At 67.3% G+C, this 24,477-nt stretch carries 31 protein-coding genes; 17 read left to right on the plus strand and 14 right to left on the minus strand.

All coding sequences use genetic code 11. The features are described from left to right. Window positions 1-64: 64 nt before the first annotated feature. Window positions 65-733 carry a winged helix-turn-helix transcriptional regulator gene (locus ACIQC9_RS01795; protein ID WP_400611900.1) on the plus strand — a complete coding sequence of 223 codons (669 nt, stop codon included), beginning with the start codon at window positions 65-67 and terminating at the stop codon, window positions 731-733. Here the strand turns inward: ACIQC9_RS01795 and ACIQC9_RS01800 are convergent. Then, window positions 730-942, minus strand: a complete 213-nt coding sequence (locus ACIQC9_RS01800; protein ID WP_400611901.1) for a flagellar hook protein FlgE — start codon at window positions 940-942, stop codon at window positions 730-732. The genes ACIQC9_RS01795 and ACIQC9_RS01800 overlap by 4 nt on opposite strands. A gap of 124 nt (window positions 943-1,066) precedes the next feature. Between ACIQC9_RS01800 and ACIQC9_RS01805 the strand changes: the two genes are divergently transcribed. Continuing rightward, window positions 1,067-1,390 carry an Mpo1-like protein gene (locus tag ACIQC9_RS01805; RefSeq protein ID WP_400611902.1) on the plus strand — a complete coding sequence of 108 codons (324 nt, stop codon included), beginning with the start codon at window positions 1,067-1,069 and terminating at the stop codon, window positions 1,388-1,390. On the opposite strand, the gene ACIQC9_RS01810 is transcribed toward ACIQC9_RS01805, so the two are convergent. Continuing rightward, window positions 1,387-2,010, minus strand: coding sequence for a 3D domain-containing protein (locus ACIQC9_RS01810; protein WP_400611903.1), 624 nt, complete (start codon window positions 2,008-2,010; stop codon window positions 1,387-1,389). The two genes, ACIQC9_RS01805 and ACIQC9_RS01810, sit on opposite strands and share 4 nt — an antisense overlap. A 219-nt stretch (window positions 2,011-2,229) precedes the next feature. Between ACIQC9_RS01810 and ACIQC9_RS01815 the strand changes: the two genes are divergently transcribed. The 14 genes from ACIQC9_RS01815 to ACIQC9_RS01880 all read left to right on the plus strand — a co-directional run bounded on the left by ACIQC9_RS01815 (window position 2,230) and on the right by ACIQC9_RS01880 (window position 13,919). Then, window positions 2,230-2,814, plus strand: a complete 585-nt coding sequence (locus ACIQC9_RS01815) for a glutathione S-transferase family protein (RefSeq protein WP_400611904.1) — start codon at window positions 2,230-2,232, stop codon at window positions 2,812-2,814. 27 nt (window positions 2,815-2,841) lie between these two features. Then, entirely contained in the window at window positions 2,842-3,879 is a 1,038-nt protein-coding gene (locus ACIQC9_RS01820) for a S1/P1 Nuclease (RefSeq protein WP_400611905.1), read from the plus strand. 7 nt (window positions 3,880-3,886) lie between these two features. Further along, a complete protein-coding gene (locus ACIQC9_RS01825; RefSeq protein WP_400611906.1) occupies window positions 3,887-4,657 on the plus strand; it encodes an RNA methyltransferase in 771 nt (256 codons plus the stop codon). Beyond that, window positions 4,654-4,977 (plus strand): YnfA family protein, encoded by a 324-nt coding sequence (locus ACIQC9_RS01830; protein WP_400611907.1) that lies wholly within the window; start codon window positions 4,654-4,656, stop codon window positions 4,975-4,977. Before ACIQC9_RS01825 ends, ACIQC9_RS01830 begins: the two co-directional genes overlap by 4 nt. Window positions 4,978-5,188: 211 nt before the next feature. Continuing rightward, entirely contained in the window at window positions 5,189-5,764 is a 576-nt protein-coding gene (locus ACIQC9_RS01835; RefSeq protein ID WP_400611908.1) for a manganese efflux pump MntP family protein, read from the plus strand. A 49-nt stretch (window positions 5,765-5,813) separates the two neighbouring features. Further along, entirely contained in the window at window positions 5,814-6,920 is a 1,107-nt protein-coding gene (locus ACIQC9_RS01840; RefSeq protein WP_400611909.1) for an S-(hydroxymethyl)glutathione dehydrogenase/class III alcohol dehydrogenase, read from the plus strand. A gap of 11 nt (window positions 6,921-6,931) precedes the next feature. After that, window positions 6,932-7,312, plus strand: a complete 381-nt coding sequence (locus tag ACIQC9_RS01845) for a VOC family protein (RefSeq protein WP_400611910.1) — start codon at window positions 6,932-6,934, stop codon at window positions 7,310-7,312. After that, entirely contained in the window at window positions 7,312-8,151 is an 840-nt protein-coding gene (fghA, locus tag ACIQC9_RS01850; RefSeq protein WP_400611911.1) for an S-formylglutathione hydrolase, read from the plus strand. The genes ACIQC9_RS01845 and fghA overlap by 1 nt, the downstream gene beginning before the upstream one ends. Continuing rightward, window positions 8,148-8,375, plus strand: a complete 228-nt coding sequence (locus tag ACIQC9_RS01855; RefSeq protein ID WP_400611912.1) for a hypothetical protein — start codon at window positions 8,148-8,150, stop codon at window positions 8,373-8,375. Before fghA ends, ACIQC9_RS01855 begins: the two co-directional genes overlap by 4 nt. A 113-nt stretch (window positions 8,376-8,488) precedes the next feature. Then, on the plus strand, window positions 8,489-9,100 hold the full coding sequence (locus tag ACIQC9_RS01860) for a superoxide dismutase (RefSeq protein ID WP_400611913.1): 612 nt from the start codon (window positions 8,489-8,491) through the stop codon (window positions 9,098-9,100). A 108-nt stretch (window positions 9,101-9,208) separates the two neighbouring features. After that, window positions 9,209-10,123: an MBL fold metallo-hydrolase gene (locus tag ACIQC9_RS01865; RefSeq protein ID WP_400611914.1), complete on the plus strand. Its 915-nt coding sequence runs from the start codon at window positions 9,209-9,211 to the stop codon at window positions 10,121-10,123. 97 nt (window positions 10,124-10,220) lie between these two features. Next, window positions 10,221-12,563: an EAL domain-containing protein gene (locus ACIQC9_RS01870; protein ID WP_400611915.1), complete on the plus strand. Its 2,343-nt coding sequence runs from the start codon at window positions 10,221-10,223 to the stop codon at window positions 12,561-12,563. Window positions 12,564-12,719: 156 nt separating this feature from the next. Continuing rightward, window positions 12,720-13,337, plus strand: a complete 618-nt coding sequence (gene rpsD, locus ACIQC9_RS01875; RefSeq protein ID WP_400611916.1) for a 30S ribosomal protein S4 — start codon at window positions 12,720-12,722, stop codon at window positions 13,335-13,337. Window positions 13,338-13,523: 186 nt separating this feature from the next. Beyond that, window positions 13,524-13,919 carry a hypothetical protein gene (locus tag ACIQC9_RS01880; RefSeq protein ID WP_400611917.1) on the plus strand — a complete coding sequence of 132 codons (396 nt, stop codon included), beginning with the start codon at window positions 13,524-13,526 and terminating at the stop codon, window positions 13,917-13,919. Here ACIQC9_RS01880 and ACIQC9_RS01885 read toward each other — a convergent pair whose 3' ends face one another. From ACIQC9_RS01885 to fliI, 11 genes are all read right to left on the minus strand, one after another. Then, entirely contained in the window at window positions 13,920-14,345 is a 426-nt protein-coding gene (locus ACIQC9_RS01885) for an acyl-CoA thioesterase (RefSeq protein WP_400611918.1), read from the minus strand. Beyond that, entirely contained in the window at window positions 14,345-14,701 is a 357-nt protein-coding gene (gene grxD / locus ACIQC9_RS01890) for a Grx4 family monothiol glutaredoxin (RefSeq protein ID WP_400611919.1), read from the minus strand. The genes ACIQC9_RS01885 and grxD overlap by 1 nt, the downstream gene beginning before the upstream one ends. A 113-nt stretch (window positions 14,702-14,814) precedes the next feature. Further along, a complete protein-coding gene (locus tag ACIQC9_RS01895) occupies window positions 14,815-15,750 on the minus strand; it encodes an aldo/keto reductase (protein WP_400611920.1) in 936 nt (311 codons plus the stop codon). A gap of 3 nt (window positions 15,751-15,753) precedes the next feature. Continuing rightward, window positions 15,754-15,990 carry a BolA family protein gene (locus ACIQC9_RS01900; RefSeq protein WP_400611921.1) on the minus strand — a complete coding sequence of 79 codons (237 nt, stop codon included), beginning with the start codon at window positions 15,988-15,990 and terminating at the stop codon, window positions 15,754-15,756. Window positions 15,991-16,047: 57 nt separating this feature from the next. Further along, window positions 16,048-16,566, minus strand: a complete 519-nt coding sequence (locus ACIQC9_RS01905) for a GNAT family N-acetyltransferase (protein ID WP_400611922.1) — start codon at window positions 16,564-16,566, stop codon at window positions 16,048-16,050. 28 nt (window positions 16,567-16,594) lie between these two features. Then, window positions 16,595-17,314: a DNA repair protein RadC gene (radC, locus tag ACIQC9_RS01910; RefSeq protein ID WP_400611923.1), complete on the minus strand. Its 720-nt coding sequence runs from the start codon at window positions 17,312-17,314 to the stop codon at window positions 16,595-16,597. A 29-nt stretch (window positions 17,315-17,343) separates the two neighbouring features. Next, window positions 17,344-18,168: a type I methionyl aminopeptidase gene (map, locus tag ACIQC9_RS01915; RefSeq protein ID WP_400611924.1), complete on the minus strand. Its 825-nt coding sequence runs from the start codon at window positions 18,166-18,168 to the stop codon at window positions 17,344-17,346. Window positions 18,169-18,186: 18 nt separating this feature from the next. Next, the gene (gene sfsA, locus ACIQC9_RS01920; protein ID WP_400611925.1) at window positions 18,187-18,903 is read right to left on the minus strand and encodes a DNA/RNA nuclease SfsA; all 717 of its coding nucleotides are present in this window, start codon (window positions 18,901-18,903) and stop codon (window positions 18,187-18,189) included. Window positions 18,904-18,919: 16 nt separating this feature from the next. Next, window positions 18,920-20,005: an endo-1,4-beta-xylanase gene (locus ACIQC9_RS01925; protein ID WP_400611926.1), complete on the minus strand. Its 1,086-nt coding sequence runs from the start codon at window positions 20,003-20,005 to the stop codon at window positions 18,920-18,922. Further along, window positions 19,995-20,405: a flagellar export protein FliJ gene (locus ACIQC9_RS01930; RefSeq protein ID WP_400611927.1), complete on the minus strand. Its 411-nt coding sequence runs from the start codon at window positions 20,403-20,405 to the stop codon at window positions 19,995-19,997. Before ACIQC9_RS01930 ends, ACIQC9_RS01925 begins: the two co-directional genes overlap by 11 nt. A 13-nt stretch (window positions 20,406-20,418) precedes the next feature. After that, on the minus strand, window positions 20,419-21,762 hold the full coding sequence (gene fliI, locus ACIQC9_RS01935; protein WP_400611928.1) for a flagellar protein export ATPase FliI: 1,344 nt from the start codon (window positions 21,760-21,762) through the stop codon (window positions 20,419-20,421). A 190-nt stretch (window positions 21,763-21,952) separates the two neighbouring features. Between fliI and ACIQC9_RS01940 the strand changes: the two genes are divergently transcribed. Next, the gene (locus tag ACIQC9_RS01940) at window positions 21,953-23,254 is read left to right on the plus strand and encodes a cation:proton antiporter (RefSeq protein WP_400611929.1); all 1,302 of its coding nucleotides are present in this window, start codon (window positions 21,953-21,955) and stop codon (window positions 23,252-23,254) included. Here the strand turns inward: ACIQC9_RS01940 and ACIQC9_RS01945 are convergent. After that, complete coding sequence (locus ACIQC9_RS01945) at window positions 23,251-24,468, minus strand: DUF418 domain-containing protein (protein ID WP_400611930.1); 1,218 nt, start codon at window positions 24,466-24,468, stop codon at window positions 23,251-23,253. The genes ACIQC9_RS01940 and ACIQC9_RS01945 overlap by 4 nt on opposite strands. Window positions 24,469-24,477 lie beyond the last annotated feature (9 nt).

Consider the following 24,477-nt stretch of genomic DNA (forward strand, 5'->3'; position numbering starts at 1 on the left):
ATCCACGGCTCTTCTCCTTCGTTCAGCTTGCGACTCCTCACCCATCGAGTTACATTAGTCAACTATGAAGTTAGAAAAAATAACCAGAGAAGGCGGCAGACGTTATCACGACGCCTGCGGGGCCGCGCACGCCCTCGATCTCGTAGGCGAGCGGTGGGCGCTGCTGGTGATGCGTGAGCTGATGTATGGCCCGCGTCGCTTCGGCGATCTGCGCGCCGCGCTTGTCGGGATCAGCGCCAATGTCCTGACCCAGCGGCTGGAAGGGCTGGAGGAGTCAGGCATCGTGCGTCGGCGCAAGCTGCCGCCGCCGGCGTCGGTGCAGGTCTATGAGCTGACGGACTGGGGCGCCGAGGCCGAGCCGATCTTCCAGAGCCTCGGCCGCTGGGCCGCCCGCTCGCCGCGTCACGACCCGACCCTGCCCATCAGCGCGATCTCGATCATGATGTCCTTGCGGACCATGCTGGCCCACGACCGGATTGGCGACTTCGCCCTGACCGTCGGCTTCCGCTTCGGCGACGACGAGTTCGTGGCCCGGCTGAAGGACGGCGAGCTGCCGATCGAGCGCGAACCCATCGGCGATGTGGATGTGCGGGTCGAGGGCGAGCCGGCGGCGCTTGCGGCCGTCGTCTATGGCGGCGCGCCGCTGTCGATGCTGACTATCGCCGGCGATGTCGCGGGTTTCCAGCGCTTCATCGGCCTGTTCGACCTGCCGCCCAAGGCGAATGCGGCCTAGACCTTGATGTCCAGCAGGGCGCGGCTCATGTCCTGCGCCGTTCTCAGCACGGCGACATTGGCGGCGACGGCCGTCCGCGCCTGCAGGCGTTCGACGGTTTCCTCGGCGAGGTTGTCCAGCGGCGCCTGTGCGGTGCGTATGGCGCTGTCCTCGAACCGCTTCAGGGCCTGGCTCAGGCCTGCGGCTGCGGTGGTGATCGTGGCCTGCATCTTCGGCTCCCGTCGCATTCTGCGAGGCGGCCAGTTTCGGCGATCGGCCTTAACGCGTCGCGGACGAACAGGGTGAACGCCGCCCGCTTGCGCAGCGGGCCGGGCAGGGGTCATTCTGCGGACCATGACCCAGCCCGCTCTTCCGAACGAACGCTTTCAGAGCTTCGAGGCCTTCTACCCGTATTACATCCACGAGCATTCCAACCGGACCTGCCGGCGGATCCACGTGGTCGGATCGGCGCTGGTGCTGGGCGTGCTGGCGCTGGCGATCGTGACGCTGAACCCGTGGTGGCTGCTGGGCATGCCTCTGGTCGGCTACGGCTTCGCCTGGGTGGGCCACTTCTTCTTCGAGAAGAATCGCCCGGCCACGTTCAAATATCCGCTGTGGAGCCTGATGGGCGACTGGCGGATGTTCTTCGAGACGGTGTCCGGCAAGCGGAAGTTCTAGCGGCTTCCGACGCTGGTGTTCGCCGAGGCCATCATCGTGGCCTGGCTGGGCTTGCTGTCCCATGACGGCGGGCAGCCGTCGAAACGGCCGGCGTCGACGATGGTCAGGCGGCGCTGGTTGAAGCGCATGGCCGGCTGCATCGAGCCGCGGCCGTGGCCCGTATAGAGGTCGATCTTCTGACCGCGGATCGCGCCGCCGGTGTCCGAAGCGTACCAGTAGCCGTCGTGTGTCGAGCCGTCGCTCATCCGCATGCCCACCGTTTCGGGGATGAACAGACGGGTGCGGCGGGGAATGTAACGGGGGTCGGTGGCGACCGTGCGCATGGCGATCGGGCGGCAACCGAGGCTGTCGTTGCCCGTCGCTCCACCACCGCCTGCATGGTACAGATTGGCGCGGGCGCTCCAGTCGGCGTCCTCGTCCATCAGGGCCTGTTGCTCGGGCGTCATGCCCGCGGCGCTGCCGTCGTCCTCATCGGAACCTTCCGTAGCCGCCGCCGTTTGATCGGAACCCCAGGCTTGGGCTGTCGCCGCCTGGTAGGTCACCGGATCTCCGGTCGTCGTGGCTTCAACGGGGAAGGCCATCGCCCACAAAAGGGCGAACGCGGCAGCGGTGCCGAGCATGAGACAGGCTCGCGGAATCACCGGCCCCGACGCGTCCGGCGAGGGCTATTTCGTTTCCAATTGTGTCAAAAGCCGGACATTCACTCCTCGGTGCGACCACCTGTCCGGATTATCCGTGGATAAGCGGAGCTTGTTCATGTTGATGCAGAACCGCATTGGGCATCGCAGTATGATCTGATAGTCCGTATTCGCAGATGATCAACTCTGTTCTGGTGCGCGATGCTTACTGTTCATGGTGATAATCGGTCGGGTAACTGCTTGAAGGTCAAGTGGATGCTGAACCGGCTCGGGATCGATTATCAGTGGATCGATGCTGACGTCACGACAGGAGTCACGCGAACCCCTGAGTTTCTTGCGAAAAATCCGGCGGGGCAGGTCCCCCTGCTGATCTTGGAGGATGGCCGCACGCTGGCCCAGTCCAACGCCATCCTCCTGTGGATCGCCGAAGGATCACAATTCGTGCCGACCGACCCGTTCGACCGGGCGAAGATGTTCGAATGGCTGTTCTGGGAGCAGTACAGCCATGAACCCTATGTCGCCGTCGTCCGCTTCCAGCGCGCCATCGCCGGCAAGCCGGCCGCCGAGATCGAGCCGCGGCTGATAGAGCGCGGTTACGCGGCGCTGGATCGGCTGGAGGCTGGATTGACGGACCGGGACTGGCTGGTCGGCGATGGCCCGACGATCGCCGACCTCGCCCTAGTCGCCTATACCCGGGTCGCGCCGGAGGGGGATTTCCAGCTGGAACGCTATCCCGCCATCGTCGACTGGATCGGACGGGTGGAGGACGCCTTCGGGATAGGCTAAGGCGCTTCGGACAGTCCGGAGCCCTGCATGAAACGCCTGATCCTCGCCGCCGTCGCCGCCTGCGCCATGGTCGCCGTCGCCGCGCCCGTCTCCGTCGAGGCCTGGGGCAATACCGGCCACCGGCTGATCGGCATGGCCGCCGCGCGCGGCCTGCCTGACGATGTGCCCGCCTTCCTGCGCACGCCCGCCGCGGCTGCAGAGATCGGCGAGCTGGCCCGCGAGCCCGACCGCTGGAAGGGCGCCGGCCAGCCGCACGACCGCGAGCGCGACACCGCTCACTTCGTCGACATGGATGACAACGGGCACATCATGAGCGCGGCGGGCCCGTCGATCGACGCCCTGCCGAACCTTAAGTCCGAATACGACGCCGCCCTGATCGCCGCCGGGCTGGACGTCAACGACGCCGGCTATCTGCCCTACGCCATGCTGGACGGCTGGCAGCAGCTGGTGCGCGACTTCGCCTACTGGCGCGTACTGACCGCACAGGCCGGACGCGAGGTCGATCCGGCGAAGCGCGCCTGGTACCTGCAGGATCTGCAGCGGCGCGAGGCCCTGATCCTGCGCGACGCGGGCGTGCTGGCCCACTACGTCGGCGACGGATCGCAGCCGCACCACACCACCATCCACTACAACGGTTGGGACCGGAACACGCCGAATCCGGACGCCTTCACCACCTCACGCCAGACCCACGGCAATTTCGAGGGCGCCTTCACCGGCCGCGTTGCGCGGATGGAGACGATCGAGGCCGGCATGACCGCGTTCGATCCCAACGCCGACATCAAGCCCCGCATCGCCGCCTATCTGCGCACGACGCTGGGTCAGGTCCGGCCCTTCTATGAGCTGGAAAAGTCGGGCGCCTTCGTGGTCGACAGCGCCGACGCCGCGGCCCCGGGCGGCCGGTTCGTCAACGCCCGCCTGTCGGCCGGCGCCTCGGAACTGCGCGATCTGATCACCCTCGCCTGGCGCGGCTCCGCCTCGGTCAGCATCGGCTGGCCCGCGGTCAAGGTCGCCGAGGTCGAGGCCGGAACGGCCGATCCGTGGCTTGCGATGTACGGCGAGGACTGATCTCGTCTTGACCGATCTGACGCCCCCCGTCGTCATCCTCGACCGGTCCCAGCTGGCCGACAACATCGGCTCCGTCGCCCGGGTCATGGCCAACTTCGGCTTGTCCGAGCTGCGGCTGGTCGCGCCCCGCGATGGCTGGCCGCAGGATCGCGCCTGGGCGACGGCCTCGGGCGCGGACTGGGTGCTGGATGACGTGCGGGTGTTCGAGGACGTGGCTTCGGCCATCGCCGACCTGAACACCGTCTTCGCCACCACCGCCCGCCCGCGCGAGACCCGCCAGCCCGTGCGCACCCCGCGCGAGGCGGCCCGGGCCCTCTACGATGACACCGCCTCGGGCCTGAAAGCCGGCCTGCTGTTCGGCGGCGAGCGCGCGGGGCTGGAGACGACGGACATCGCCTTGTGCGCGGGGATCGTCACCATCCCGATCGATCCGCGCCACCACTCGTTGAACCTCGCCCAGGCTGTCGCGATCAACGCCTATGAGTGGCGCACCCTGATCCTCGACGCCCCGCCGCCGAAGTTCCGCGAGGGCGATCCGCCCGCGTCGAACGACCTGCTGGTCGGCATGTACGAACATCTGGAGAGAGAGCTCGACGACGGCGGCTTCTTCCATCCGCCCGAGAAGAAGCGCTCGATGAGCCAGAACCTGCGCGTCATGCTGGGCCGCGGGGCCTTCTCCGAGCAGGAGGTGGCGACGTTCCGCGGCGTGATCCATGCGCTGGCCAAGGGGCGCGGACGGGTGCTTGCCAAGCTGGCGGCGAAGAAGGCGGGCGAGTGAAGGCGGTACTCGTCTACCCGCTCGCCGCGCTGGCCGAGATCGCCGGCTGTTTCGCCTTCTGGGCATGGCTGAAACTGGATCGCTCTCCTGTGTGGTTGATCCCGGGCGTCCTCGCGCTCGTGGCGTTCGCCTGGCTGCTCACGTTCGTGCCGACAGAGGCGGCGGGGCGGGCGTTCGCGGCCTATGGCGGAGTCTATATTTGCGCCTCTCTGATCTGGATGGCGCTGGTCGAGAAGAGCGCGCCGGATCGCTGGGACCTGATCGGCGGCGCGGTGTGCCTGATCGGCGCGGGCGTTATCCTGTTCGCGCCACGCGGTTGATCCGGCAAATCGACTCCTGTAGACGCCGCCCCGTTGGGGAGTAGCCGCCGGCGCCCATTCAAAGGCCGGGTTCGCGTCAACATACTCGTGGTCTTCGGGCCCGTGGCGCGATCAGCGGACCTCGGTCCGCCTGGCGAGACCAGCGTGCCTTGCGCATCCCATCCGGCGGGAGCGTGAGCGCGCTGTCTCACACGCCCGGCGGACGCTGTTCTTGACCCCTCTTTCCATCGCCGTCCTGTCGCTGAGCATGTCGACGGACGCCTTCGCCGCCGCTGTCGGTCGCGGCGCCGCCCATCGCCCGGGCTTCGCCACCGCCGTGCGCAACGGTCTGGTGTTCGGGATCATCGAGGGGATCACGCCGCTGATCGGCTGGGCGATGGGCCTGATCGCCGCCGGTTTCGTCGAACAGGTCGACCACTGGATCGCCTTCGGCCTGCTGGGCGCGGTCGGCGCCAAGATGCTGTGGGAATCCTTCCAGCCGGTCGACGAGGAGGCCCGCCCGGCCCGCGCCGGCCGCAACGCCATCCTCGCCCTGATCGCCACCGCCGTCGGCACCTCGATCGACGCGGCCGCGGTGGGCGTGGGCATGGCCTTCATCGGCGCCAACATCTGGCTGATCGCCGCCTGCATCGGCTTCACCACCTTTGTCCTGACCACCATCGGCATGCTGATCGGCCGCGCCGTCGGCGTGCGCTTCGGCAAGGTGGCCGAGTTTCTGGGCGGCGTGGCGCTGATCCTGATCGGCCTGTCGATCCTGGCCGAGCATATGGGCTGGCTGGGTGCTTGATCACCGGAGCCGGGCCGCGTAGCCAAGCCCGGATCAACAGGAGAGCCCGATGAAAACCCGCGCCGCCGTCGCCTTTGAGGCCAAACGTCCGCTGGAGATCGTCGAGGTCGATCTGGAGGGGCCACGCGCCGGGGAGGTGCTGGTCGAGATCAAGGCGACCGGCATCTGCCACACCGACGCCTACACGCTGGACGGGCTGGACTCCGAGGGCATCTTCCCGTCGATCCTCGGCCACGAGGGTGCGGGCGTGGTGGTCGAGGTGGGGCCGGGCGTGACCTCGGTCGAGGTCGGCGATCACGTGATCCCGCTGTACACGCCGGAATGCCGTCAGTGTAAAAGCTGCCTCAGCCGCAAGACGAACCTGTGCACCGCCATTCGCGCCACTCAGGGCAAGGGTCTGATGCCCGACGGCTCCTCGCGCTTCAGCTACAAGGGGCAGGCGATCGCCCACTACATGGGCTGCTCGACCTTCTCGAACTACACCGTGCTGCCCGAGATCGCGCTGGCGAAGATCCGCAAGGACGCGCCGTTCGACAAGGCCTGCTATGTCGGCTGCGGCGTGACGACGGGCGTGGGCGCGGTGGTCAACACCGCCAAGGTCGAGCCGGGCGCCAACTGCGTCGTCTTCGGTCTGGGCGGCATCGGCCTGAACGTCATTCAGGGGCTCAAGATGGTCGGGGCCGACATGATCGTCGGCGTGGACCTGAACCCCGACAAGGAGGAGTGGGGTCGCCGCTTCGGCATGACCCATTTCGTCAATCCGAAGGACGTCAGCGATGTCGTCGCCCATCTGGTCGAACTGACCGGCGGCGGCGCGGACTACACCTTCGACTGCACCGGCAACACCGTGGTCATGCGTCAGGCGCTGGAAGCCTGCCACCGCGGCTGGGGCGAGAGCATCATCATCGGTGTGGCCGAGGCCGGCAAGGAGATCGCCACCCGTCCGTTCCAGCTGGTCACCGGCCGCGTCTGGCGCGGTTCCGCCTTCGGCGGCGCGCGCGGCCGCACCGATACGCCGAAGATCGTCGACTGGTACATGGACGGCAAGATCGAGATCGATCCGATGATCACCCACACCCTGCCGCTTGAGCGCATCAACGAGGCCTTCGACCTGATGCACGAGGGCAAGAGCATCCGCAGCGTCGTCGTTTTCTAGGGAGCCTTCGCATGTTCACCCACGTCACGCTCGGCGCAGACGACGTCGAGGCCTCGCGCGCCTTCTATGACGCCGCGCTCGGCGCGCTCGGTCTGGGACCGGGCCAGCCTGATCCCAAGGGCCGCTACTGGTACCGCACCGACCGCGGCGCCTTCGCCATCGGCAAGCCGCTCGACGGCGATGTGGCCAGCTGCGCCAACGGCGGCACCATCGGCTTCCATGCGAAGACGCCCGAGATGGTTCAGGCCTTCCACGACGCCGGCGTCGCCGCCGGCGGCCGCTCTATCGAGGACCCGCCCGGTCCGCGTCAGGGTCCGTTCGGCCCGCTGGTGCTGGCCTATCTGCGCGACCCGTCGGGCAACAAGATCTGCGCCCTGCACCGGCCCGGCTGATGGACACGACGAAGACCCACGCCGTCCACGGCGGCGTGCTCCGCTATCTGAAGCATGACAGCACGACGACCGGCACGCCGATGACCCTGTCGGTCTTCGTCCCGCCCGGCGAGGAGCCGTTCCCGGTGCTGATCTGGCTGTCCGGTCTGACCTGCACCGAGGACAACTTCACCACCAAGGCCGGCGCCTATCGCGCGGCGGCCGAGCATGGCGTGATCATCGTCGCGCCTGACACCAGCCCGCGCGGCGAGGGCGTGGCCGACGACCCGGCCTACGATCTGGGGCAGGGAGCGGGCTTTTATGTCGACGCGACGCAGGCGCCGTGGACCCCGAACTTCCGCATGGAGAGCTATGTCACGGACGAGCTGATCGATCTGATCGACGCTGAGTTCCCGACGACGAAGACCCGCTCGATTTTCGGCCACTCCATGGGCGGGCACGGCGCGCTGACGTTGGCGCTGAACCATCCGGAACTGTTCCAGTCCGTCTCGGCCTTCGCGCCGATCAGCTCGCCGACCCGCTGTGCGTGGGGCGAGAAGGCGCTGGGGGCGTACCTGGGGCCGGATCGCGACGGCTGGGCACGGCACGATGCGGCCCTGCTGATCGAGAACGGCGCGGCGCAGGGCGTCTATGACGACATCCTGATCGATCAGGGCGACGCGGATCCCTTCCTGACCGAACAGCTTAAGCCCGAACTGTTGGTGGAGGCCGCGAAGGCGTCTGGTCAGACGCTGACCCTGCGGATGCAGCCCGGCTACGACCATTCCTATTTCTTCATGGCCAGCTTCATGGATGACCATGTCGCCTTTCACGCGGAACGGCTAAGGGGTCCCGCATGACCGAAGGCGCACCCGACTACGACCCGATGTTCTCCGCCCTGTGCAACGAACTGGGCTTCTGTCTGCACGACAAGGGGCAGAAACGGGTGATCGCGGCTCTGCCGCTGGGTCTGGATGCGGCCACCAAGGTCGTGTTCGAGGCGTCGGGAGTCGACTATATGGCGGCGCTGGGCGACCATCGCCGCGCGGTGCGCGACTGCATGAAGGCGAACCTGCCCGCCTGAACCCGGTCGCCGTCGTCGCGCGTTCCTGCTGACGAATTCCTGCTTCACGCCTTGGGTCCGGGCGCTGAACGCCTACATCCGGACCAGTCTCAATGTCGAAAAGGAGCCTCCCCATGGCCTTCACCCTTCCGCCCCTGCCGTACGCCTATGACGCTCTGGAGCCGGCGATCGACAAGGAGACGATGACCTTCCACCACGACAAGCATCACCAGACCTACGTCGACAATCTGAACAAGGCCGTCGACGCGAACGCCGACCTGCAGGGCAAGTCTCTGGAAGAGATCTTCGCCAACATCTCGAAGGCCCCGAAGGCCTTGCGCAACAACGGTGGTGGTCACTGGAACCACAGCCTGTTCTGGGAGCTGCTGGCCCCCGCCGATCAGGCCGGTCAGCCCTCGGCCGAACTGGCCGCCGCCATCGACCGTGACCTCGGCGGGTTCGACAAGTTCAAGGAAGATTTCAACGCCGCCGGCGCCGGCCAGTTCGGCTCGGGCTGGGCCTGGCTGATCGTTCAGGACGGCAAGCTGAAGATCACCTCGACGCCGAACCAAGACAATCCGCTGATGGACGTGGCCGACGAAAAGGGCGCCGTTGTCCTCGGCGCGGACGTCTGGGAGCACGCCTATTATCTGAAATACCAGAACCGCCGGGCCGACTATCTGAAGGCCTTCTGGTCGGTGGTGAACTGGAACAAGGCCAACGAACTTTTCGCCGCGGCGAGCTGATACGCACACGGCGGCGTCCTTCTTCCGAAAGGGTGAAGGACGCCTCTTGCGCCGCCGCTTTCTCGCCTTATCTCCACGTCATCGTTCGATGACTTAGGGGAGGCGTTGATGACGACCACATTCAGGATGGCCGCTGCGGGCCTTATGCTGTCCGCCATTCTGGCTGGCTGTTCGCAACCGGCCGACAAGCCCGAAGCGCCCGCCGCGCCTGCGGTCGTGGCCACCGCCGACACCCATCCCTTCCGCATCGGTGAGCTTCAGGCTGTCGCCCTGCGCGACGGTGAGATCGTGCTCGAAAACGCGGCGGGCGCCAGTCCGTGGGATGCTGCCGAAGTCTCCGAGCTCCCCGGCGCGCTCGCCGCTGACGGCCGGATTCATCTGTCAGTTCAGCCCCTGCTGGTTCGCGACGGCGAGCACGTGGTGCTGATCGACACCGGTGCGGGCGGCCAGATGGGCACGCAGAACAAGCTTCAGGGCTCACTCACCGCCGCCGGCGTCCAGCCGGGACAGGTCACCGACATCCTGATCTCGCACGCCCACGGCGACCACGTCGGGGGACTGGTGGCCAACGGCGCGCTGGTCTTCCCGAACGCCGCCATCCGCATGAGCGCCGACGAATGGACCGCCATGCGGGCCGACCCCGAGGCCGCCGCCGTCGTCCCGGTGATCGCGCCCAAGGTCCAGACCTTCGCCTCGGGCGCGCAGGTGACGCCGTCGATCACCGCCATCGCACTCAACGGTCACACGCCCGGCCATACGGGCTACGAGATCGTTTCAGGCGAGGATCGGCTGCTCTATTTCGGCGACGCCCTGCACAGCGCGGTCATTTCCGTGCAACGACCCGAGGCTGTGAATGCGTGGGACTTCAACTCCGACGCCGCCATCGCCACTCGCCAGAACCTGCTCGAACGCGGCGCGACCCAGTCGCTGCGCGTCTATGGCGTCCACTTCCCGTGGCCGGGCGTCGGCCGCTTCCAGAAACGCGAGGAAACCTTCGTCTGGGCGCCGGACGCGACCCGCTAGACGCGGGGGGTTCAGCTTTCGCTAACCTTCACTGTAAAGGCAGCGCTCAGGATCTCAGGGTTAACCGTCCGGCTCGATCGCAGTAGCCGAGTCCCTGATGCCCGTTCTGACCTGCCTGACCCAGGAGCATAACCTGTTTCTGGTCGCCGTTGCGGCGCTGATCTGCGTCGCCGGCTCCTTCGTCCTAAGCCGCCTGTTCGGCAAAAGCAGACGCACCCCGGCGCGTGGTCGGCTGCCGTGGCTGTTCCTCGGCTCCGTCGCCGGCGGGGCCACGATCTGGTGCACCCATTTCGTGGCCATGCTCGCCTACCGGCCGGGCGTCGAGGTCTCCTATGTCCCGGGTCTGACCGGCGCCTCTCTGTTCACGGCTGTTGTCGGCTGCGGGCTGGCGCTGTCGATCGGCTCGATGCGCGGACGATGGGCGCCGATCGTGGGCGGCGTGGTGTTCGGGCTCGCCGTCGCGGCCATGCACTACATCGGCATGGCGGCCTTCACTGCCGACGCCTTCGTCTTCTGGGCGCCGGAGTATGTGACCGCCTCGATCGTCGCGGCCGTGGTCGGCGGGGCGCTGGCCTTCCATGTCGGGGCGAACGAGAGCGTTCGACACCGCGCCTTCATCACACCGGTGCTGATGGTGCTGACCATCGTGTCTCTGCACTTCACCGGCATGGGCGCGCTGGCGATCGTGCCGATCGCCCCGTCCGTAGACGCCGCGACGCTGTCGGACGCGGAGGCCCTGCTGGCGCTGGGCGTCACCCTGGTCGGCTTCCTGATGCTGGGCACGGCCGTCGCCAGCTATGCCCTGGAGGAGCAGACCGAGCGACTGTCGCGTACCCGCCTGACCAGCCTGATCGAGGGCAGCGTGGACGGCATGGTCGTCGAAAGCGATGGCCGGATCGTCATCGCCAACCGGGCCTTCGCCGACCTGTGCGGACTGACCGACGGCGAGATCACAGGTCAGCCCGTGTCACGCTGGATCGAGGATGTCGACGCCATGCGTCCCGGCGAGCTGATCCAGAGCCGCCTGTCCGCCGCAGACGGCGTCGCTGTTCCGGTCGAGATCGCCGTGCGCGACGAGCCGGCCCAAGCGGGCGACAAGACCTTCCGCATCCTCGCGGTCCGCGACCTGCGCTCGCGACTGGCCCAGGAACGTCGCATCGCCCATCTGGCGCGCAACGACAGCCTGACCGGCCTTCCGAACCGCGCTTCCTTCCTCGAGAAGCTGGACCGCTCGGCGGCCCTGTCCGGGAATGACGGCGGCTTCGCCCTGCTGGCCATCGATCTGGACCGGTTCAAGGAGGTCAATGATCTCTACGGCCACGCCATTGGCGACCAGCTGCTGATCCACATCGCCGATCGGCTGAGGGAGTCGCTGCGGGAGGGAGAGTTCCTTGCCCGTCTGGGCGGGGACGAGTTCGTCGCCATCATCCCCGCGCGCAACCGCGCTGTCGCCCAAAAGGCCGCCGAACGTCTCCGCGCCGCCATCCTGACGCCCATGGAGGCCGAGCACGCCCAGCTTCAATGCGGGGCCGCGGTCGGGGTCGCCGTCTGGCCGAGCGACGCGAACGAGCCGTCTGTCCTGATCAACAACGCCGACCTCGCCATGTACCGGGCCAAGGCGTCGCTGACGACCGACATCTGCTTCTACGAAGGCGCGATGGATGAGGCCGTCCGCGTGCGGCGGCGGGTGACGCTGGGTCTGCGCGAGGCGCTGGATCAGGGGCGGTTCGAACTGCACTACCAGCTTCAGGCCTCGGTCGAGACCGGCAAGGTCACCGGCTATGAGGCTCTGCTGCGCTGGCGCCAGCCCGACGGCTCCTTCATTCCGCCGTCCGACTTCATCCCTGTGGCCGAGGAGACCGGCCTGATCCTGCCGATCGGCGAATGGGTGCTGCGTCAGGCCTGCGCCGAGGCGGCCGGCTGGACCCAGCCGCACCGCGTGGCCGTCAACCTGTCGCCGGTCCAGCTGTCGCACGTCGACCTCCCGCGGATGGTGCACCAGATCCTCGTCGAGACCGGCCTGCAGCCCTCCCGGCTGGAGCTTGAGATCACCGAGACGGCGATGATCTCGGACATGGAGCGCACCACCCACATTCTGCGCCAGTTGAAACTGCTGGGCGTGTCGGTGGCGATGGACGACTTTGGCACCGGCTATTCGTCGCTGTCGACGCTGCGGGCCTTCCCGTTCGACAAGATCAAGCTGGACCGCACATTCATGTCCGAGCTGGACGGCGGCCCCCAGTCGCGCGCCATCATCCGCGCCGTGCTGGCGCTGGGCGAGAGTCTGGACATCCCCATCCTCGCCGAGGGGGTTGAGACGCCCGACCAGCTCGCCTTCCTGCGCGAGCAGGGCTGCGACGAGGTGCAGGGCTATCTGCTGGGCCGCCCGAGCCGCAACGCGGCCACCTCGGACGTCATTGCCGAGACCGAGGCCGCCTGAACTTGACTCATCAGGGTTCGGCCCTCATAAGCCCCGCCTTCACGCCCCGGAGTTCGCTTCGGGGCGCGTTGCATGACGGATGATGCGTGAACCGCCGTTGAGATAGCCTCTCCAATAATGGAGCGGCCGGGCCGCATCGCTGAAGAAGAGTGACACATGTCCAAGCGCCATAGCGCCAAGTACAAGATCGACCGGGCCATGGGTGAAAACCTGTGGGGCCGTTCGAAGTCCCCGGTGAACAAGCGTTCCTACGGCCCCGGCCAGCACGGTCAGCGCCGCAAGTCCAAGGTTTCCGACTTCGGCCTGCAGCTGAAGGCCAAGCAGAAGCTGAAGGGCTACTACGGCAACATCACCGAGAAGCAATTCGCCGCCACCTACGCCGAAGCCACGCGCCGCAAGGGCAACAGCTCGGAAAACCTGATCGGCCTGCTTGAGTCGCGTCTGGACGCCATCGTCTACCGCGCCAAGTTCGTCCCGACCGTGTGGGCGGCCCGCCAGTTCGTCAGCCACGGCCACGTGACCGTCGACGGCAAGAAGGTCGACATCGGCTCGTACCGCGTGAAGCCTGGCCAGGTGATCGAGGTCAAGGAAAAGAGCCGCGCCATGGCTCTGGTTCTCGAAGCCCAGCAGTCGTCGGAACGCGATATCCCGGATTACCTGGAAATCGGCGATCGCGGCTTCTCGGTCCGCTACGTCCGCGTGCCGGAACTGGCCGACGTGCCGTTCGCCGTGAAGATGGAACCGAACCTGGTCGTCGAATACTACTCGTCCTGATCCCTTCGATCAGACGGACAGACTGGAAGGCCCCGGAGCGATCCGGGGCCTTTTCTGTTGAACGTTCCTGTCGAGTTCGACGAACGCTGTCATTCTTGCGATCAACTCGCCTGAACGGGGTTTTATTCGCGGGAGATCGGGCGCATTCTGGCCATGTTCAGGGTCCGGTCAGGGAGGCCGGTTGTGATGAAAACGGCTGCCTTGGCGGGCTGCGCGCTGCTGACGATGTCAGCCGCCGCCTGCGCCATACAGGACCGCTCGGAACTGAGGCCGGCGCCCGCGTCGATCGGGTTCGCGGCCGCTCTGCCCGGGCAGATCGAGCCGGTCCACGCGGCCGTCATCGCCCGCGATCAGGCCATCTTCTGGGTCACGTCCAACGGCTGCACGGCAAAGGCCGACCTGACGCCGGTTATCGCGCCGAAGGATGGCGGCTCGGTGATCACCGTCCGCCGTCTGAAGGAAGACCGCTGCGAACGGCCCCAGCCCGACGGGGTCGAGGTTCGCTGGACCTTCGAGGAACTGGGTCTGGCCCCCGGCGCCCGCCTGTCCGTTGAGAACCCGGCTCAGGTCCAGACGGGCTGACTACCGCTCGAACGCGGGCAGGATGTCCGCCGGGATCCGGTGCGGCCGCATCGTCTTCGCATCCACCAGCACCCACTCCGTCACGCCCTGCGCGCAAAGCCGGCCCTCGCCGTCCTCGATCCGGACGTAGCGGTTGAAGCGAGGACCCTGCGGCTCGCCCACCCATGTGCGAGCGACGACGCCGGTCGCGTCGGGCATGATCGGATGGAAGTAGTCGATCTCATGCCGCGTCCCGACCCACGACCACTTCCCCCGGGTGCCGGCGTCGAACCGGGCGTTCCAGTGGGCGGTGCCCGCGTCCTGCAGCCAGCCGACGTAGACCACATTGTTCACGTGGCCATTCTCGTCGATGTGCTCGGGCCTGACCTCGAGCGGCAGGACGAAGATCTCGCGATCCGTCCGGGGCTCCAGCCGGGCGCGCGCCATCAGGCGTCCTGTTCGCCCAGCGGCACGCCCTTTTCGACCATCAGGGCATGCAGCTCGCCGGCGCTGAACATCTCGCGCAGGATGTCCGAACCGCCCACGAATTCGCCCTTCACATAGAGCTGGGGAATGGTCGGCCAGTCGGTGTAGGCCTTGATGCCCTCGCGCAGCGCTTCGTGCTGCAGCACGTCGACGCCGACGAAGGGCGCGCCGATCTGGTCGAGGATCTGCACCGAGACCGAAGAGAAGCCGCAGCGCGGCTGGTCCGGCGTGCCCTTCATGAACAGCACGACGTCATGACCTTTCACGGTCTCATCGATGAAGGCGTGGACGGGGTCGGCGATGGCTTGATCGGTCACGGGGAGGCCTTTCGATACCCGCCGTCAGCTAGGGAGAGGCGAGGCGGGGGTCAAGGGCGTCCAGTGTCACCCTGACGGTCGTCGCCGCCGCCAACTCAGTCAGACAAGCGAGATCAGGCCGCCTTGGCGGTCGCGACGCGGGCCATTTCGATCTGGGCGGCGAGGCCGGGGGGCAGATCGCGATCGGGGACGCGGGCCAGGATTTCCAGCCGCTCGACATCCTCGGCGTGGATGGTCACGCTGGCGATCGACGGGTCGGTCAGCACATAGGCCAGACAAATGTCCTCGGCGGTCCAGCCCGGGGTGCGGTGCAGGAAGGCGAAGGTGCCCGCGCCGCGCAGGGGATCGTTTTTCGCACGACCGGCGGGCTTGCCGAAGCCGAACAGGCCGCGTTTGGCGGGGGCGTCCTCTCCGGCGATCCGCTCGGCCTTCTTCGCCGTGTCGAGGCTCTCGGGGAAATAGCCGTAGGCGAAGATGGTCATGTCCTGCTCGCGCGCGGCGCGGAGACGCGACCGGACCTGCCAGGGGGAGTTCACATGCACCGGCGTGACCAGTACGTCGAAGGCGCCGGTCGAGACGTAGGTGTCCATGACCTCGCCATCGCCCGATATTCCCAACAGGCGCACCCGCTGGGTCGCCCGCATGGCCTTCAGGGCGTTCAGCGAGGACTGCGGCAGTTCGTCGGTGCCCGGCTGGTCAAGGAAGACCTGATCAAACCAGCCCAGCGCCGAGGCGTGCAGCGCCTTGTCGATACAGGCCGTCATCCCTTGGGCCGAGAAGTCGCGATCCGTCCCCCGCCGACCGTCGCCCGCGCCCAGCGTCAGCGAGACCTGCACCAGCTTGCGGTCGACATGCTTCAGGGCGTTGCCCAGCACCTCGGCCAGCACCGGGCTGGCGTCACGCAGGCGGTAGCTGTTGATGCCGGCTTCCAGCGCCGCGTAGATGATGGCGGAACAGGCGTCCGGCCCATGCGCGATGTCGCGATAGCTCAGGCCCAGCGTCAGGGCCGATACGGACTGTCCGGAGTTTCCGAAGGGGCGGTATCGCATGCGTCAGGCCTCCGGCGTCGACGTTTCGACGGCGAGGGCATGCAGTTCGCCCCCCATCTTTCCCTTGAGCGCCGCATAGACCAGCTGGTGCTGCCTCACCCGCGGCAAGCCGCGAAAGGCCTCCGAGACGATGCGCGCTCGGTAGTGGTCGCCATCGCCGGCCAGATCGTCGATGGCGATCTCGGCGCCGGGAAAGGCGTCGGCCAGATGGGCGTGAAGCTCATCGACGGGCATGGGCATGGGCGGAGACGCTCCGGGAACTCCGTCCCAATGTGGGGCATAAACCTTAACGTCAGGCTACGCGGACCGCCGTTCCAGCACCGTGATCGGCTCGCCGCGGAAGGTCGTGTCGTGCATGGGCTGATAGCCCAGACGCGCCGCTAGCTTCAGTGAGGCGGTATTGCTCGGACTGATGATGCAGACCGTGCGCCGCGCATTCAGCGCGTCGTCGCACCACGCCAGCGCCGCCGACACCGCCTCATACGCCATACCCTGGCCCTGAAACCGCGTCGCCACGCCCCAGCCCAGCTCGGGCGCGTCCAGCCGCGGCTCGATCTCGCGCTGGTAGTCCAGCACCCCCACGCTGCCGACATGATCGCCGCTGTCCTTCAGTCGAATCGACCAGTTGCCGTACCCGCGCACCTCCCAATGCCCGATGTCGCGAAGCAGGCGGGTCCAGACCTCCTCGCCGTTCATGGGATTGGGAAACAGCGGGCGGATGAAGTCCGCGTCGCCCCACAACCGCTTCAGATCGTCGAAGTCGGCCTCCGCGACAGGCGTCAGGATCAGGCGGTCGGTTAGAAGCGTGGTGGTCATGCACCTTCGTATCGGCTGGTTTGAAGCTCTACATCAACCCCAGCTGCTTGAAGCTGGCCACGCCGTCCCGCCCGACCACCAAATGGTCATGCACGTCCAGCGCCAGCGCTCGCGCCGCATCGACCACCTGCTTGGTCATCTGGATATCCGCGCGGCTGGGCGTCGGATCGCCGGAGGGGTGGTTGTGCACGATGATGATGGACTTGGCCGACACCTCCAGCGCCCGACGCACGACCTCGCGCGGATAGACCGGCGCGTGATCCACCGTGCCCCGGTTCTGGATCTCATCGAGGATCAGCTGGTTACGGTTATCCAGATACAGGATCCGGAACTGCTCCCTCGGCTCGTGCTGCAGCGCCATCCGCACATAGGCCAGCAGCGCCGACCACGATGAGATCACCGGCCGCTTGCCCGCCTCCTCTCGCGCGATGCGCCGCGCCACCTCGTGCAGGGCCGCCAGATCCAGCGCCGTCTCCGCCCCGATCCCCTTGGTCCGCCCCCGGGTGTCCTCGGCCCTGACCGTCATCAGATCCTCCACCGAGGCCGCCAGCACCGCCGCCAACGACCCGAACCGGTGCAGCAGCGCCTTGGCGATCGGCTTAACATCCCCCTGCGGCTGGCTGCGGAACAGGAAGAGCTCCAGCAACTCGTAATCGGGCAGGGCGGGCAGACCGGCAGAGCGGGCGCGGTCGCGCAGCCGCTCGCGGTGGCCGGCATGGTGTGGCTTTGCGTTCGATTGATCCAGCATTCGCCTCCCCGTGCGGGAGGCAACCTAGCCTAGAATTTCGGTCTGAACAGTCCCGCCGGGCTGGCGCTGAACAGCTCCACGCCGTCGGCGGTGACGCCGATCGTGTGTTCGCACTGGGACGACAGGGACTTGTCCCGCGTCACGGCGGTCCAGCCGTCGGACAGGACCTTCACGTGCGGCTTGCCCAGGTTCACCATCGGCTCGACGGTAAAGAACATGCCCTCGCGCAAGACCGCGCCCTCGCCGCGACGGCCGTAGTGCAGGACGTTGGGGCTGTCGTGGAACAGACGGCCGATGCCGTGGCCGCAGAAGTCGCGCACCACCGACATGCGGTTGGCCTCGACCACCTGCTGGATGGCATAGCCGATGTCGCCGAAGGTGTTCCCGGGCTTGATGACCGCCAGACCCGCCGCGAGCGAGTCATAGGTCACGTCGATCAGCTTCTTCGCCCGGGTGTTGATCTCACCGATCGCATACATGCGGCTGGAGTCGCCGTGCCACCCGTCGACGATGACGGTGTGGTCGATGTTGACGATGTCGCCGTCCTTCAGGACCCGGTCGCCCGGAATGCCGTGACAGACGACGTGGTTGATCGAGGTGCAGACCGTCTTCTCATAGCCCTTGTAGCCGAGGCAGGCGGGCAGGGCGCCGTTGTCGAGGGTGAACTCGCGGATGCGGTCGTCGATCTCCTGCGTCGTCACGCCGGGAACCGCGAACTCCGTGATCATGTCCAGCGCCTGCGCCACCAGCTTGCCGGCGGCGCGCATGCCCTCCCAGGCTTCCTCATCCTGATGGACGCGGATTTCGTGGGTGCGGACGAAGGCGTCCTCGGCGATGTCCTGGGTCTCGTACATGCGGTCTTTCAGAGGCGGTCAGGGCCGCCATGGCAGGGCGCGATCCAGCCGGATCGCCTCGGGCGTCAGGTGGCAACTGTAGCACAAAACCTCAACCCCCTGGGAGGCGGCCTCGCGCAGGGCGGGGCCATAGGCCCTGTCGATGTCGTCGGCGGTGGTGAAGACCGTGCAGTCCATACGCTGGACGATGAACAGCATCACCGCCCGGCCGCCCGCCTGAACCACCCGATCCAGTGCCCTCAGATGCTTGACCGCGCGCTCGGTGCGGCAGTCGGGAAACTCGGCCAGACCGGGCGTCCGGCTGAAGTGCACATTCTTGATCTCGACCCAGCAGGACGGCCGTTGCAGGGCGTCCGGGTCGCTCTGCAGCAGGATGTCGATCCGGCTGTTCTCGTCGTACCGGACCTCGCGCCGCAGGATGGGGTAGCCGGTCAGTTCGGGGATGAGACCCTGCGGAATGGCGGTCTCGCCGATGCGGTTGGGGTTCATGGTGTTGACTCCGACCAGCCCCGCGCCCGGCAGCTCGACCATCTCCAGCGTCATGGGCAGCTTGCGTTTTGGATCCGGCGAGCGGGACATCCAGACCTGCAGGCCCGGCTCCGTCAGGCCCAGCATGGCGCCGGGGTTGGGCACGTGGATAGTCGTCTCGGATCCGTCCGCCAGCGTGACGTCCGCGAGGAAGCGCTTGTAGCGTCGGATCAGGGTTCCGCGTTCAAGGGGGCGAGGGAAGAGCATGGCGCTCCTTACCCGACTATCTCGCCGCCCTCACCACCGCCGCATAGCCCGGGTTGGCCCGCCCCTCGGCGTTCAGCAACACAGGGCTGTCGTCCGGCAGGTTGCGACCTTCGGGGCGTAGCAGCCAGCTGTCGATATCCCGCAGACCCCAGGTCGTGAAGGCGTAGCGCTGGGCGTCGGGCAGGGCGAAGAAAGCCTCGGCCAGCTCGCCCATGCGCGCCGCCTGCTGGGCGCGGCGCTCGCTGCGGGGTCGCAGGTCAACACCGCGCTCCCAGCGGAACAGGGACCCGTCCAGCTCCGACACATGGATCGGCAGGCCCAGCGAGGCCGCGTCGCGCATGAAGGCGGTGATCCGCCCGGCCGGGATCTCGATGTCCAGATGCGACTGGGTGCCGATCCCGCTGATGGGCGCGCCAAGTTTGAGCAGGCGTTCGACCAGCCTCAGGAAGGTCGCGCCCTTCACCGGATTGTTCTCGAGATTGTACTCGTTGAGAAACAGCACCGCGTCCGGATCGGCCGCCTTCGCCTGCTGGAAGGCGCGGATCATGTAGCCGTCCTGACCCAGAACCCGGCTCCAGTGGCAGTCGCGCAGGCCGTTCCCGTCCTCGGCCACCGGCTCGTTGACCACATCCCAGCCGGCCATCCGTCCGCGATAGCGACCGACGGCGGCGGCGATGTATCGGTCGAACTCGGCGACGAAACGGTCGCGCGGGACGCTGTCGTTGAAGACCTCGCCGCCTTGGGAATACCAGATCAGCGTGTGGCCGTGGCTGCGCAGCCCGTGCCCGTGTGCCCAGTCGACGACGCGGTCCGAGGCCGAGAAGTCATGCGTGAAGCCGGCGCCCAGCGTCCGCTCCATCTTCAGCTCCCACTCAGGGGTCACCTGATCGACGTGCTTCAGCATCTGGTCGACGAAGATGGAGTCGCCGATCTGGCTGGTCGTCGCCGTGGCCCCGAACGGGCACGGGACGATGTCCTTCAGCGGCGCGGCCTCGGGCGCAGGCGGGTCGGAGGCTTCGGCGGAGAGAGGATTGCAGGCGGCCAGCGCGATGGGCGCGGCGAGGAACAGGCGGCGGTTCAGGGCCGTGGGGTCAGCCCGCACGCCGTCTCAGACCCATCTCGTCGAACGCCGCCGTCTCGCGCTTGGCGGCGGCGAGCATGGCGTTCAGGCGGGTGGTTTCGGCGACATGTTCGAACTTCTTCAGTTCCTCGAACGCCCCGGTCAGGGCGTCGCGAGCGCCGTCTTCTTCCGAGCCGATGACGGCGACATTGGCCTCGGCGGCGGCCTTCTTCAGCTTCCAGCCGTCGAGATAGGCGCCCAGCATCATGCCGGCCATCGTGTCTTCGCGGGCGCGATCGCGCTCAGCCTCGGCTTCGGCCTCCAGCATGACCACGCGCATTTCAGCGTCGGCCTTGCGGGCGGTGATCTCGGCCAGACGCTTTTGCAGCGTTTCGACCTCGTAGTTGGAGATGCGGATCAGCGACTGGGCCCAGGCGGTCATAACGTCACTCCAGTCACGAGATCATTCCCTGATTCAGGATTTGCTCCAGCCGGGTAAAGGAATCGGTAAGACGCGTGGCGTCTTCCTTGTCCTGACCGAGGAACGCTTCCAGCGCAGGGTTCAGGGCGATGGCCCGGTCGACGATCGGATCGGCCCCCGCGCGATAGGCGCCGATCTTGATCAGCTCTTCCATGTTCGCATAGGCCGACAGGCACTGGCGGGCGCGCTTGTTCAGGTCGCGCTCGGGAGGCGTCTGGTTCTCCGGCATGGTCCGGCTGACGGATTTCAGCACGTCGATGGCGGGGAAGCGGCCGCGTTCGGCGATCTTGCGGTCCATGACGATGTGGCCGTCCAGAATACCGCGCACGGCGTCGGCGATCGGCTCGTCATGGTCACCGCCGTCCACCAGCACGGTGAACAGGGCGGTGATCGGCGCGGCCGTGGTGCCGTCCGGCCGGATCGGACCCGGCCCGGCCCGCTCCAGCAGTTTGGGCAGTTCGGTGAAGACGGTGGGGGTGTAGCCCTTGGTCGTCGGGGGCTCCCCCGCGGCCAGACCGATCTCGCGCTGGGCCATGGCGAAGCGTGTGACCGAGTCCATCAGGCAGAGGACTTCGAGGTCCTGATCCCGGAAATATTCGGCGATCGCCATGGTCATGTAGGCGGACTGACGCCGCTTCAGGGCCGGCTCGTCCGAGGTCGCCACCACGACAACCGCGCGGCGCAGGCCCTCCTCGCCCAGCGTCTCCTCGACGAACTCGCGCACCTCCCGGCCCCGTTCGCCAATCAGGCCGACGACGACGACATCGCAGGTCGCCTCTTTCGCAAGCATGGACAGCAGCACCGACTTGCCGACGCCCGAGCCGGCGAAAATGCCGAGACGCTGGCCCCGGCAGGTGGTGGTGAAGACGTCCATCGCGCGGACGCCGAGGTCCAGCCGCTCGCCAACCCGGCCGCGCGAATGGGCCGGGGGCGGCGGCGCACGGAGAGGGTAGGGGGCCGGCCCCTGCGGCAGCGGGCCCTTGCCGTCGATGGGCTGGCCGAAGGCGTCGATGATGCGGCCCAGCCATGCGGTGGTCGGACGCACGGAAGCGGCGGTGTCGATGATGCGGATATCGGCGCCCGGCGTCACGCCCTCGACCGGGCCGAAAGGCATAAGCAGAGCCTTGGCGTCGCGGAAGCCGACGACCTCGGCCGGCAGGGCTTTCAGACCGCGTCCCCGCTCGATCTCGGCCCGGGCTCCGACCGCCAGTCGCGACAGCCCGCCCCGGCTTTCGATCAGCAGGCCGTTCACGCCCGCGACCTTGCCGGTCACGACCAGCGGGTCGATCGCTTCGACGGCGGCGGCGAGATTGCGCAAAACGGGCCCCTGAACAGGGCCTAGGGATGCGGGGATCGTGGTTAACCACTGGTGAAGATCGGGCCTCCGGCCGAAACCGCTCGTGATCGCGGGAGCGTTCACAATGCGGTTGCGTCGTCTCGCCGCACCGCCAATAGTTCTGGCGAACGACCCGACGAAGAGCGGGCGGATATCGGGGCGGAGACAAGACATGACACCGGCGGAACTCAGCGTGGCCTTCTTCCTGCAGATGGCGGTGATCATCGCCGCCTGTCGCGGCGTGGGCTGGCTGGCGCGCAAATACCTCGGTCAGCCGCAGGTGGTGGGCGAGATGATCGCCGGCGTCATCCTCGGGCCCTCGCTGCTCGGCCTGCTGGCGCCCCAGATACAGGGCGCGCTGTTCCCGCCGGAATCCAAGCCCATCCTGTTCGTCGGAGCCCAGATGGGCGTCGGCCTGTACATGTTCCTGGTCGGGCTCGGCTTCAAAACCGAGCACTTCCGCCAGAACCTGCCCAGCGCCTTCTCGGTCTCGCTGGCCGGGATGGCCGCGCCCTTCCTTGTCGCCGCCGCCATCGGTCCGTGGCTGCTGAGCCATGGCCTGTTCGGCGAAGGCATCACCACCGCGCAGGCGATCCTGTTCACGGGCGCCTGCATCGCCATCACCGCCTTCCCGATGCTGGCCCGCATCATTCACGAGCGGGGATTGAGCGGTACGCCGCTGGGCGCCCTGTCCCTGTCGGCCGGGGCCATCGACGACGCCGGCGCATGGTGCGTGCTGGCCATCGTGCTGGCCACCTTCGGCGACGGCGCGCCGGTGGCGATCAAGGCCATTCTGGGCGGCGCGACCTTCGTGATCTTCATGCTGACGCTGGGGCCGAGGCTTCTCGCCCCGCTTGGCCGCAGGGTCGAGCGCGAGGGCAAGCTGACGGCCTCGACGCTTGGGATCGTCCTGATCCTGTTCATGCTCTGCGCCTTCGTCATGGACTGGGTCGGCATCCACGCCGTCTTCGGCGGCTTCATTCTGGGTTGCGTCATGCCGCGAGGCCTGCTGTCGACCGAGCTGCGCCGTCAGCTCGAGCCGTTCGCCGTCGTCGTCCTGCTGCCCATGTTCTTCACCTTCTCGGGCCTGAACACCCAGCTGACCATGGTCAACAGCGTCAGTCTGGTCGCCGTCACCGTCGCCATTCTGGTGGGCTCGGTTCTGGCCAAGGGCGTCGCCTGCTGGGGCGCCGCGCGTCTGACGGGGCAGGACAACGCCACCGCCATGGGCATCGGCGCCCTGATGAACGCCCGCGGTCTGATGGAGCTGATCATTATCAACATCGGCCTTCAGCGCGGCATCATCGGCCCGGCGCTGTTCTCCATGCTGGTGCTGATGGCCATCATCACGACCCTGATGGCCTCGCCCCTGTTCGAGCTGGTCTACGGCCGCAAGGCCCGCGAACGCGGTGAGCTGGGAGCCCTGTCCGACGAGGATGACGCGCCGGCGGCTTCCCGAACGGCGACCGTCTAGGTCCGCTTCAGCGCCGGCTTCGTCCCGTAGGTGCCCCAGCGCCACAGCCACTCGGCCGGGCCGAAGCGGTAGCGGGACAGCCACCAGCGGCTGAAGGCGATCTGGATGGCGAAGACCACGACGGCGAAGACGAGGCTCAGCGTCGCCCCCATCCACGGCAGCAGGCCGAGGCCGAAGCCGTACAGCACGAAGACGAAGAACAGGCTCTGCGTCAAATAGTTGGTCAGCGCCATCTGCCCGACCGTGCCCAGTCCCGACAGCGCGCGCCGCACCGCCGGGATCTGGCACAGCAGCATCAGCAGGGCGCCGTAGCCGATGGCCAGCACCAGCTCCGACACCGCGCCGAGGCTGCGGAACAGCGACGTCGCCCATTCCATCGGCTCTACCTCGATGCCCTGCATGATGAAGCGGCGCACGGAAAGCAGCAGGCCGACGGGGATGAAGGTCGCCGCCGTCAGCGCATAGCCCATCTGGTAGCGCCGGGGCTCCTGCACCCACCCCTGACGGAAGATCCAGCTGCCGATCATGAACCGGCCGAGGATCCAGCCGAAATAGCTCAGCATCATCGGCTGGCTGTAGAACTCGATGAACAGGGCCTTGAACATCGCGACCACGAAGGCCGGGTAGTCGCGCCCCATGACGATGGGCCAGCGCGACTCCGCCCCCGCCTCCATCAGCGCGACGAAGGCCGGGGGCTGACCGGCAGGGGTCGTCATCTGGTAGAAAACCAGCACCGCCAGCGGCACCAGGGTCGCCAGTGCGACACCGGCCGCCAGCAGCCAGCCGCTCGACCAACGCCGCGTCAGCAGCAACAGGAAGCCCATAGCGGCGTAGGCGTTGAGGATGTCGCCGGTCCAGAGCAGGCACGTATGCGCGATGCCGACGACCAGCAGGATGGTCAGCCGCCGCAGGTAGATTTTGGTCCCGTCGCCGCCACGCTGGCCGATGCGGTCCATCATGATGGCGAAGCCGAAACCGAACAGCAGCGAGAACAGCGCCTGCGCCTTGCCGGCCATCAGCAGGTGCGACCAGAAGCCGACCACCTTCTCCAGCGTCTCGAACTGCGTCAGGCCGTGGATCTTGTCCTCGGGGACGACGAAGCCGCCCATCCCCAGCACGTTCATCCAGAGCACGCCGAACAGGGCGAAGCCCCGCACGATGTCGATCTCTCCGATGCGGTCGGATTGCCCGACGGGCGCAGCGATGTCGGTCATGATGCAGTC

This window comes from Brevundimonas sp. NPDC092305, from assembly GCF_044755415.1.
Classification (GTDB): Bacteria; Pseudomonadota; Alphaproteobacteria; order Caulobacterales; family Caulobacteraceae; genus Brevundimonas.

Excerpts from the sequence above, each read along its gene's own strand:
- rpsD (WP_400611916.1), top strand. The coding sequence starts at position 12,720 with ATGTCCAAGCGCCATAGCGCCAAGTACAAGATCGACCGGGCCATGGGT.
- ACIQC9_RS01870 (WP_400611915.1), top strand. The coding sequence starts at position 10,221 with ATGCCCGTTCTGACCTGCCTGACCCAGGAGCATAACCTGTTTCTGGTC.
- ACIQC9_RS01900 (WP_400611921.1), bottom strand. The coding sequence starts at position 15,990 with ATGCCCATGCCCGTCGATGAGCTTCACGCCCATCTGGCCGACGCCTTT.
- ACIQC9_RS01810 (WP_400611903.1), bottom strand. The coding sequence starts at position 2,010 with ATGCTCGGCACCGCTGCCGCGTTCGCCCTTTTGTGGGCGATGGCCTTC.
- ACIQC9_RS01895 (WP_400611920.1), bottom strand. The coding sequence starts at position 15,750 with ATGCGATACCGCCCCTTCGGAAACTCCGGACAGTCCGTATCGGCCCTG.
- ACIQC9_RS01860 (WP_400611913.1), top strand. The coding sequence starts at position 8,489 with ATGGCCTTCACCCTTCCGCCCCTGCCGTACGCCTATGACGCTCTGGAG.
- map (WP_400611924.1), bottom strand. The coding sequence starts at position 18,168 with ATGTACGAGACCCAGGACATCGCCGAGGACGCCTTCGTCCGCACCCAC.
- ACIQC9_RS01815 (WP_400611904.1), top strand. The coding sequence starts at position 2,230 with ATGCTTACTGTTCATGGTGATAATCGGTCGGGTAACTGCTTGAAGGTC.
- ACIQC9_RS01855 (WP_400611912.1), top strand. The coding sequence starts at position 8,148 with ATGACCGAAGGCGCACCCGACTACGACCCGATGTTCTCCGCCCTGTGC.
- fghA (WP_400611911.1), top strand. The coding sequence starts at position 7,312 with ATGGACACGACGAAGACCCACGCCGTCCACGGCGGCGTGCTCCGCTAT.
- ACIQC9_RS01865 (WP_400611914.1), top strand. The coding sequence starts at position 9,209 with ATGACGACCACATTCAGGATGGCCGCTGCGGGCCTTATGCTGTCCGCC.
- ACIQC9_RS01800 (WP_400611901.1), bottom strand. The coding sequence starts at position 942 with ATGCAGGCCACGATCACCACCGCAGCCGCAGGCCTGAGCCAGGCCCTG.
- ACIQC9_RS01840 (WP_400611909.1), top strand. The coding sequence starts at position 5,814 with ATGAAAACCCGCGCCGCCGTCGCCTTTGAGGCCAAACGTCCGCTGGAG.
- ACIQC9_RS01880 (WP_400611917.1), top strand. The coding sequence starts at position 13,524 with ATGAAAACGGCTGCCTTGGCGGGCTGCGCGCTGCTGACGATGTCAGCC.
- ACIQC9_RS01905 (WP_400611922.1), bottom strand. The coding sequence starts at position 16,566 with ATGACCACCACGCTTCTAACCGACCGCCTGATCCTGACGCCTGTCGCG.
- ACIQC9_RS01795 (WP_400611900.1), top strand. The coding sequence starts at position 65 with ATGAAGTTAGAAAAAATAACCAGAGAAGGCGGCAGACGTTATCACGAC.
- ACIQC9_RS01820 (WP_400611905.1), top strand. The coding sequence starts at position 2,842 with ATGAAACGCCTGATCCTCGCCGCCGTCGCCGCCTGCGCCATGGTCGCC.
- radC (WP_400611923.1), bottom strand. The coding sequence starts at position 17,314 with ATGCTGGATCAATCGAACGCAAAGCCACACCATGCCGGCCACCGCGAG.
- ACIQC9_RS01885 (WP_400611918.1), bottom strand. The coding sequence starts at position 14,345 with ATGGCGCGCGCCCGGCTGGAGCCCCGGACGGATCGCGAGATCTTCGTC.
- ACIQC9_RS01930 (WP_400611927.1), bottom strand. The coding sequence starts at position 20,405 with ATGACCGCCTGGGCCCAGTCGCTGATCCGCATCTCCAACTACGAGGTC.
- ACIQC9_RS01845 (WP_400611910.1), top strand. The coding sequence starts at position 6,932 with ATGTTCACCCACGTCACGCTCGGCGCAGACGACGTCGAGGCCTCGCGC.
- ACIQC9_RS01945 (WP_400611930.1), bottom strand. The coding sequence starts at position 24,468 with ATGACCGACATCGCTGCGCCCGTCGGGCAATCCGACCGCATCGGAGAG.
- sfsA (WP_400611925.1), bottom strand. The coding sequence starts at position 18,903 with ATGCTCTTCCCTCGCCCCCTTGAACGCGGAACCCTGATCCGACGCTAC.
- ACIQC9_RS01940 (WP_400611929.1), top strand. The coding sequence starts at position 21,953 with ATGACACCGGCGGAACTCAGCGTGGCCTTCTTCCTGCAGATGGCGGTG.
- ACIQC9_RS01805 (WP_400611902.1), top strand. The coding sequence starts at position 1,067 with ATGACCCAGCCCGCTCTTCCGAACGAACGCTTTCAGAGCTTCGAGGCC.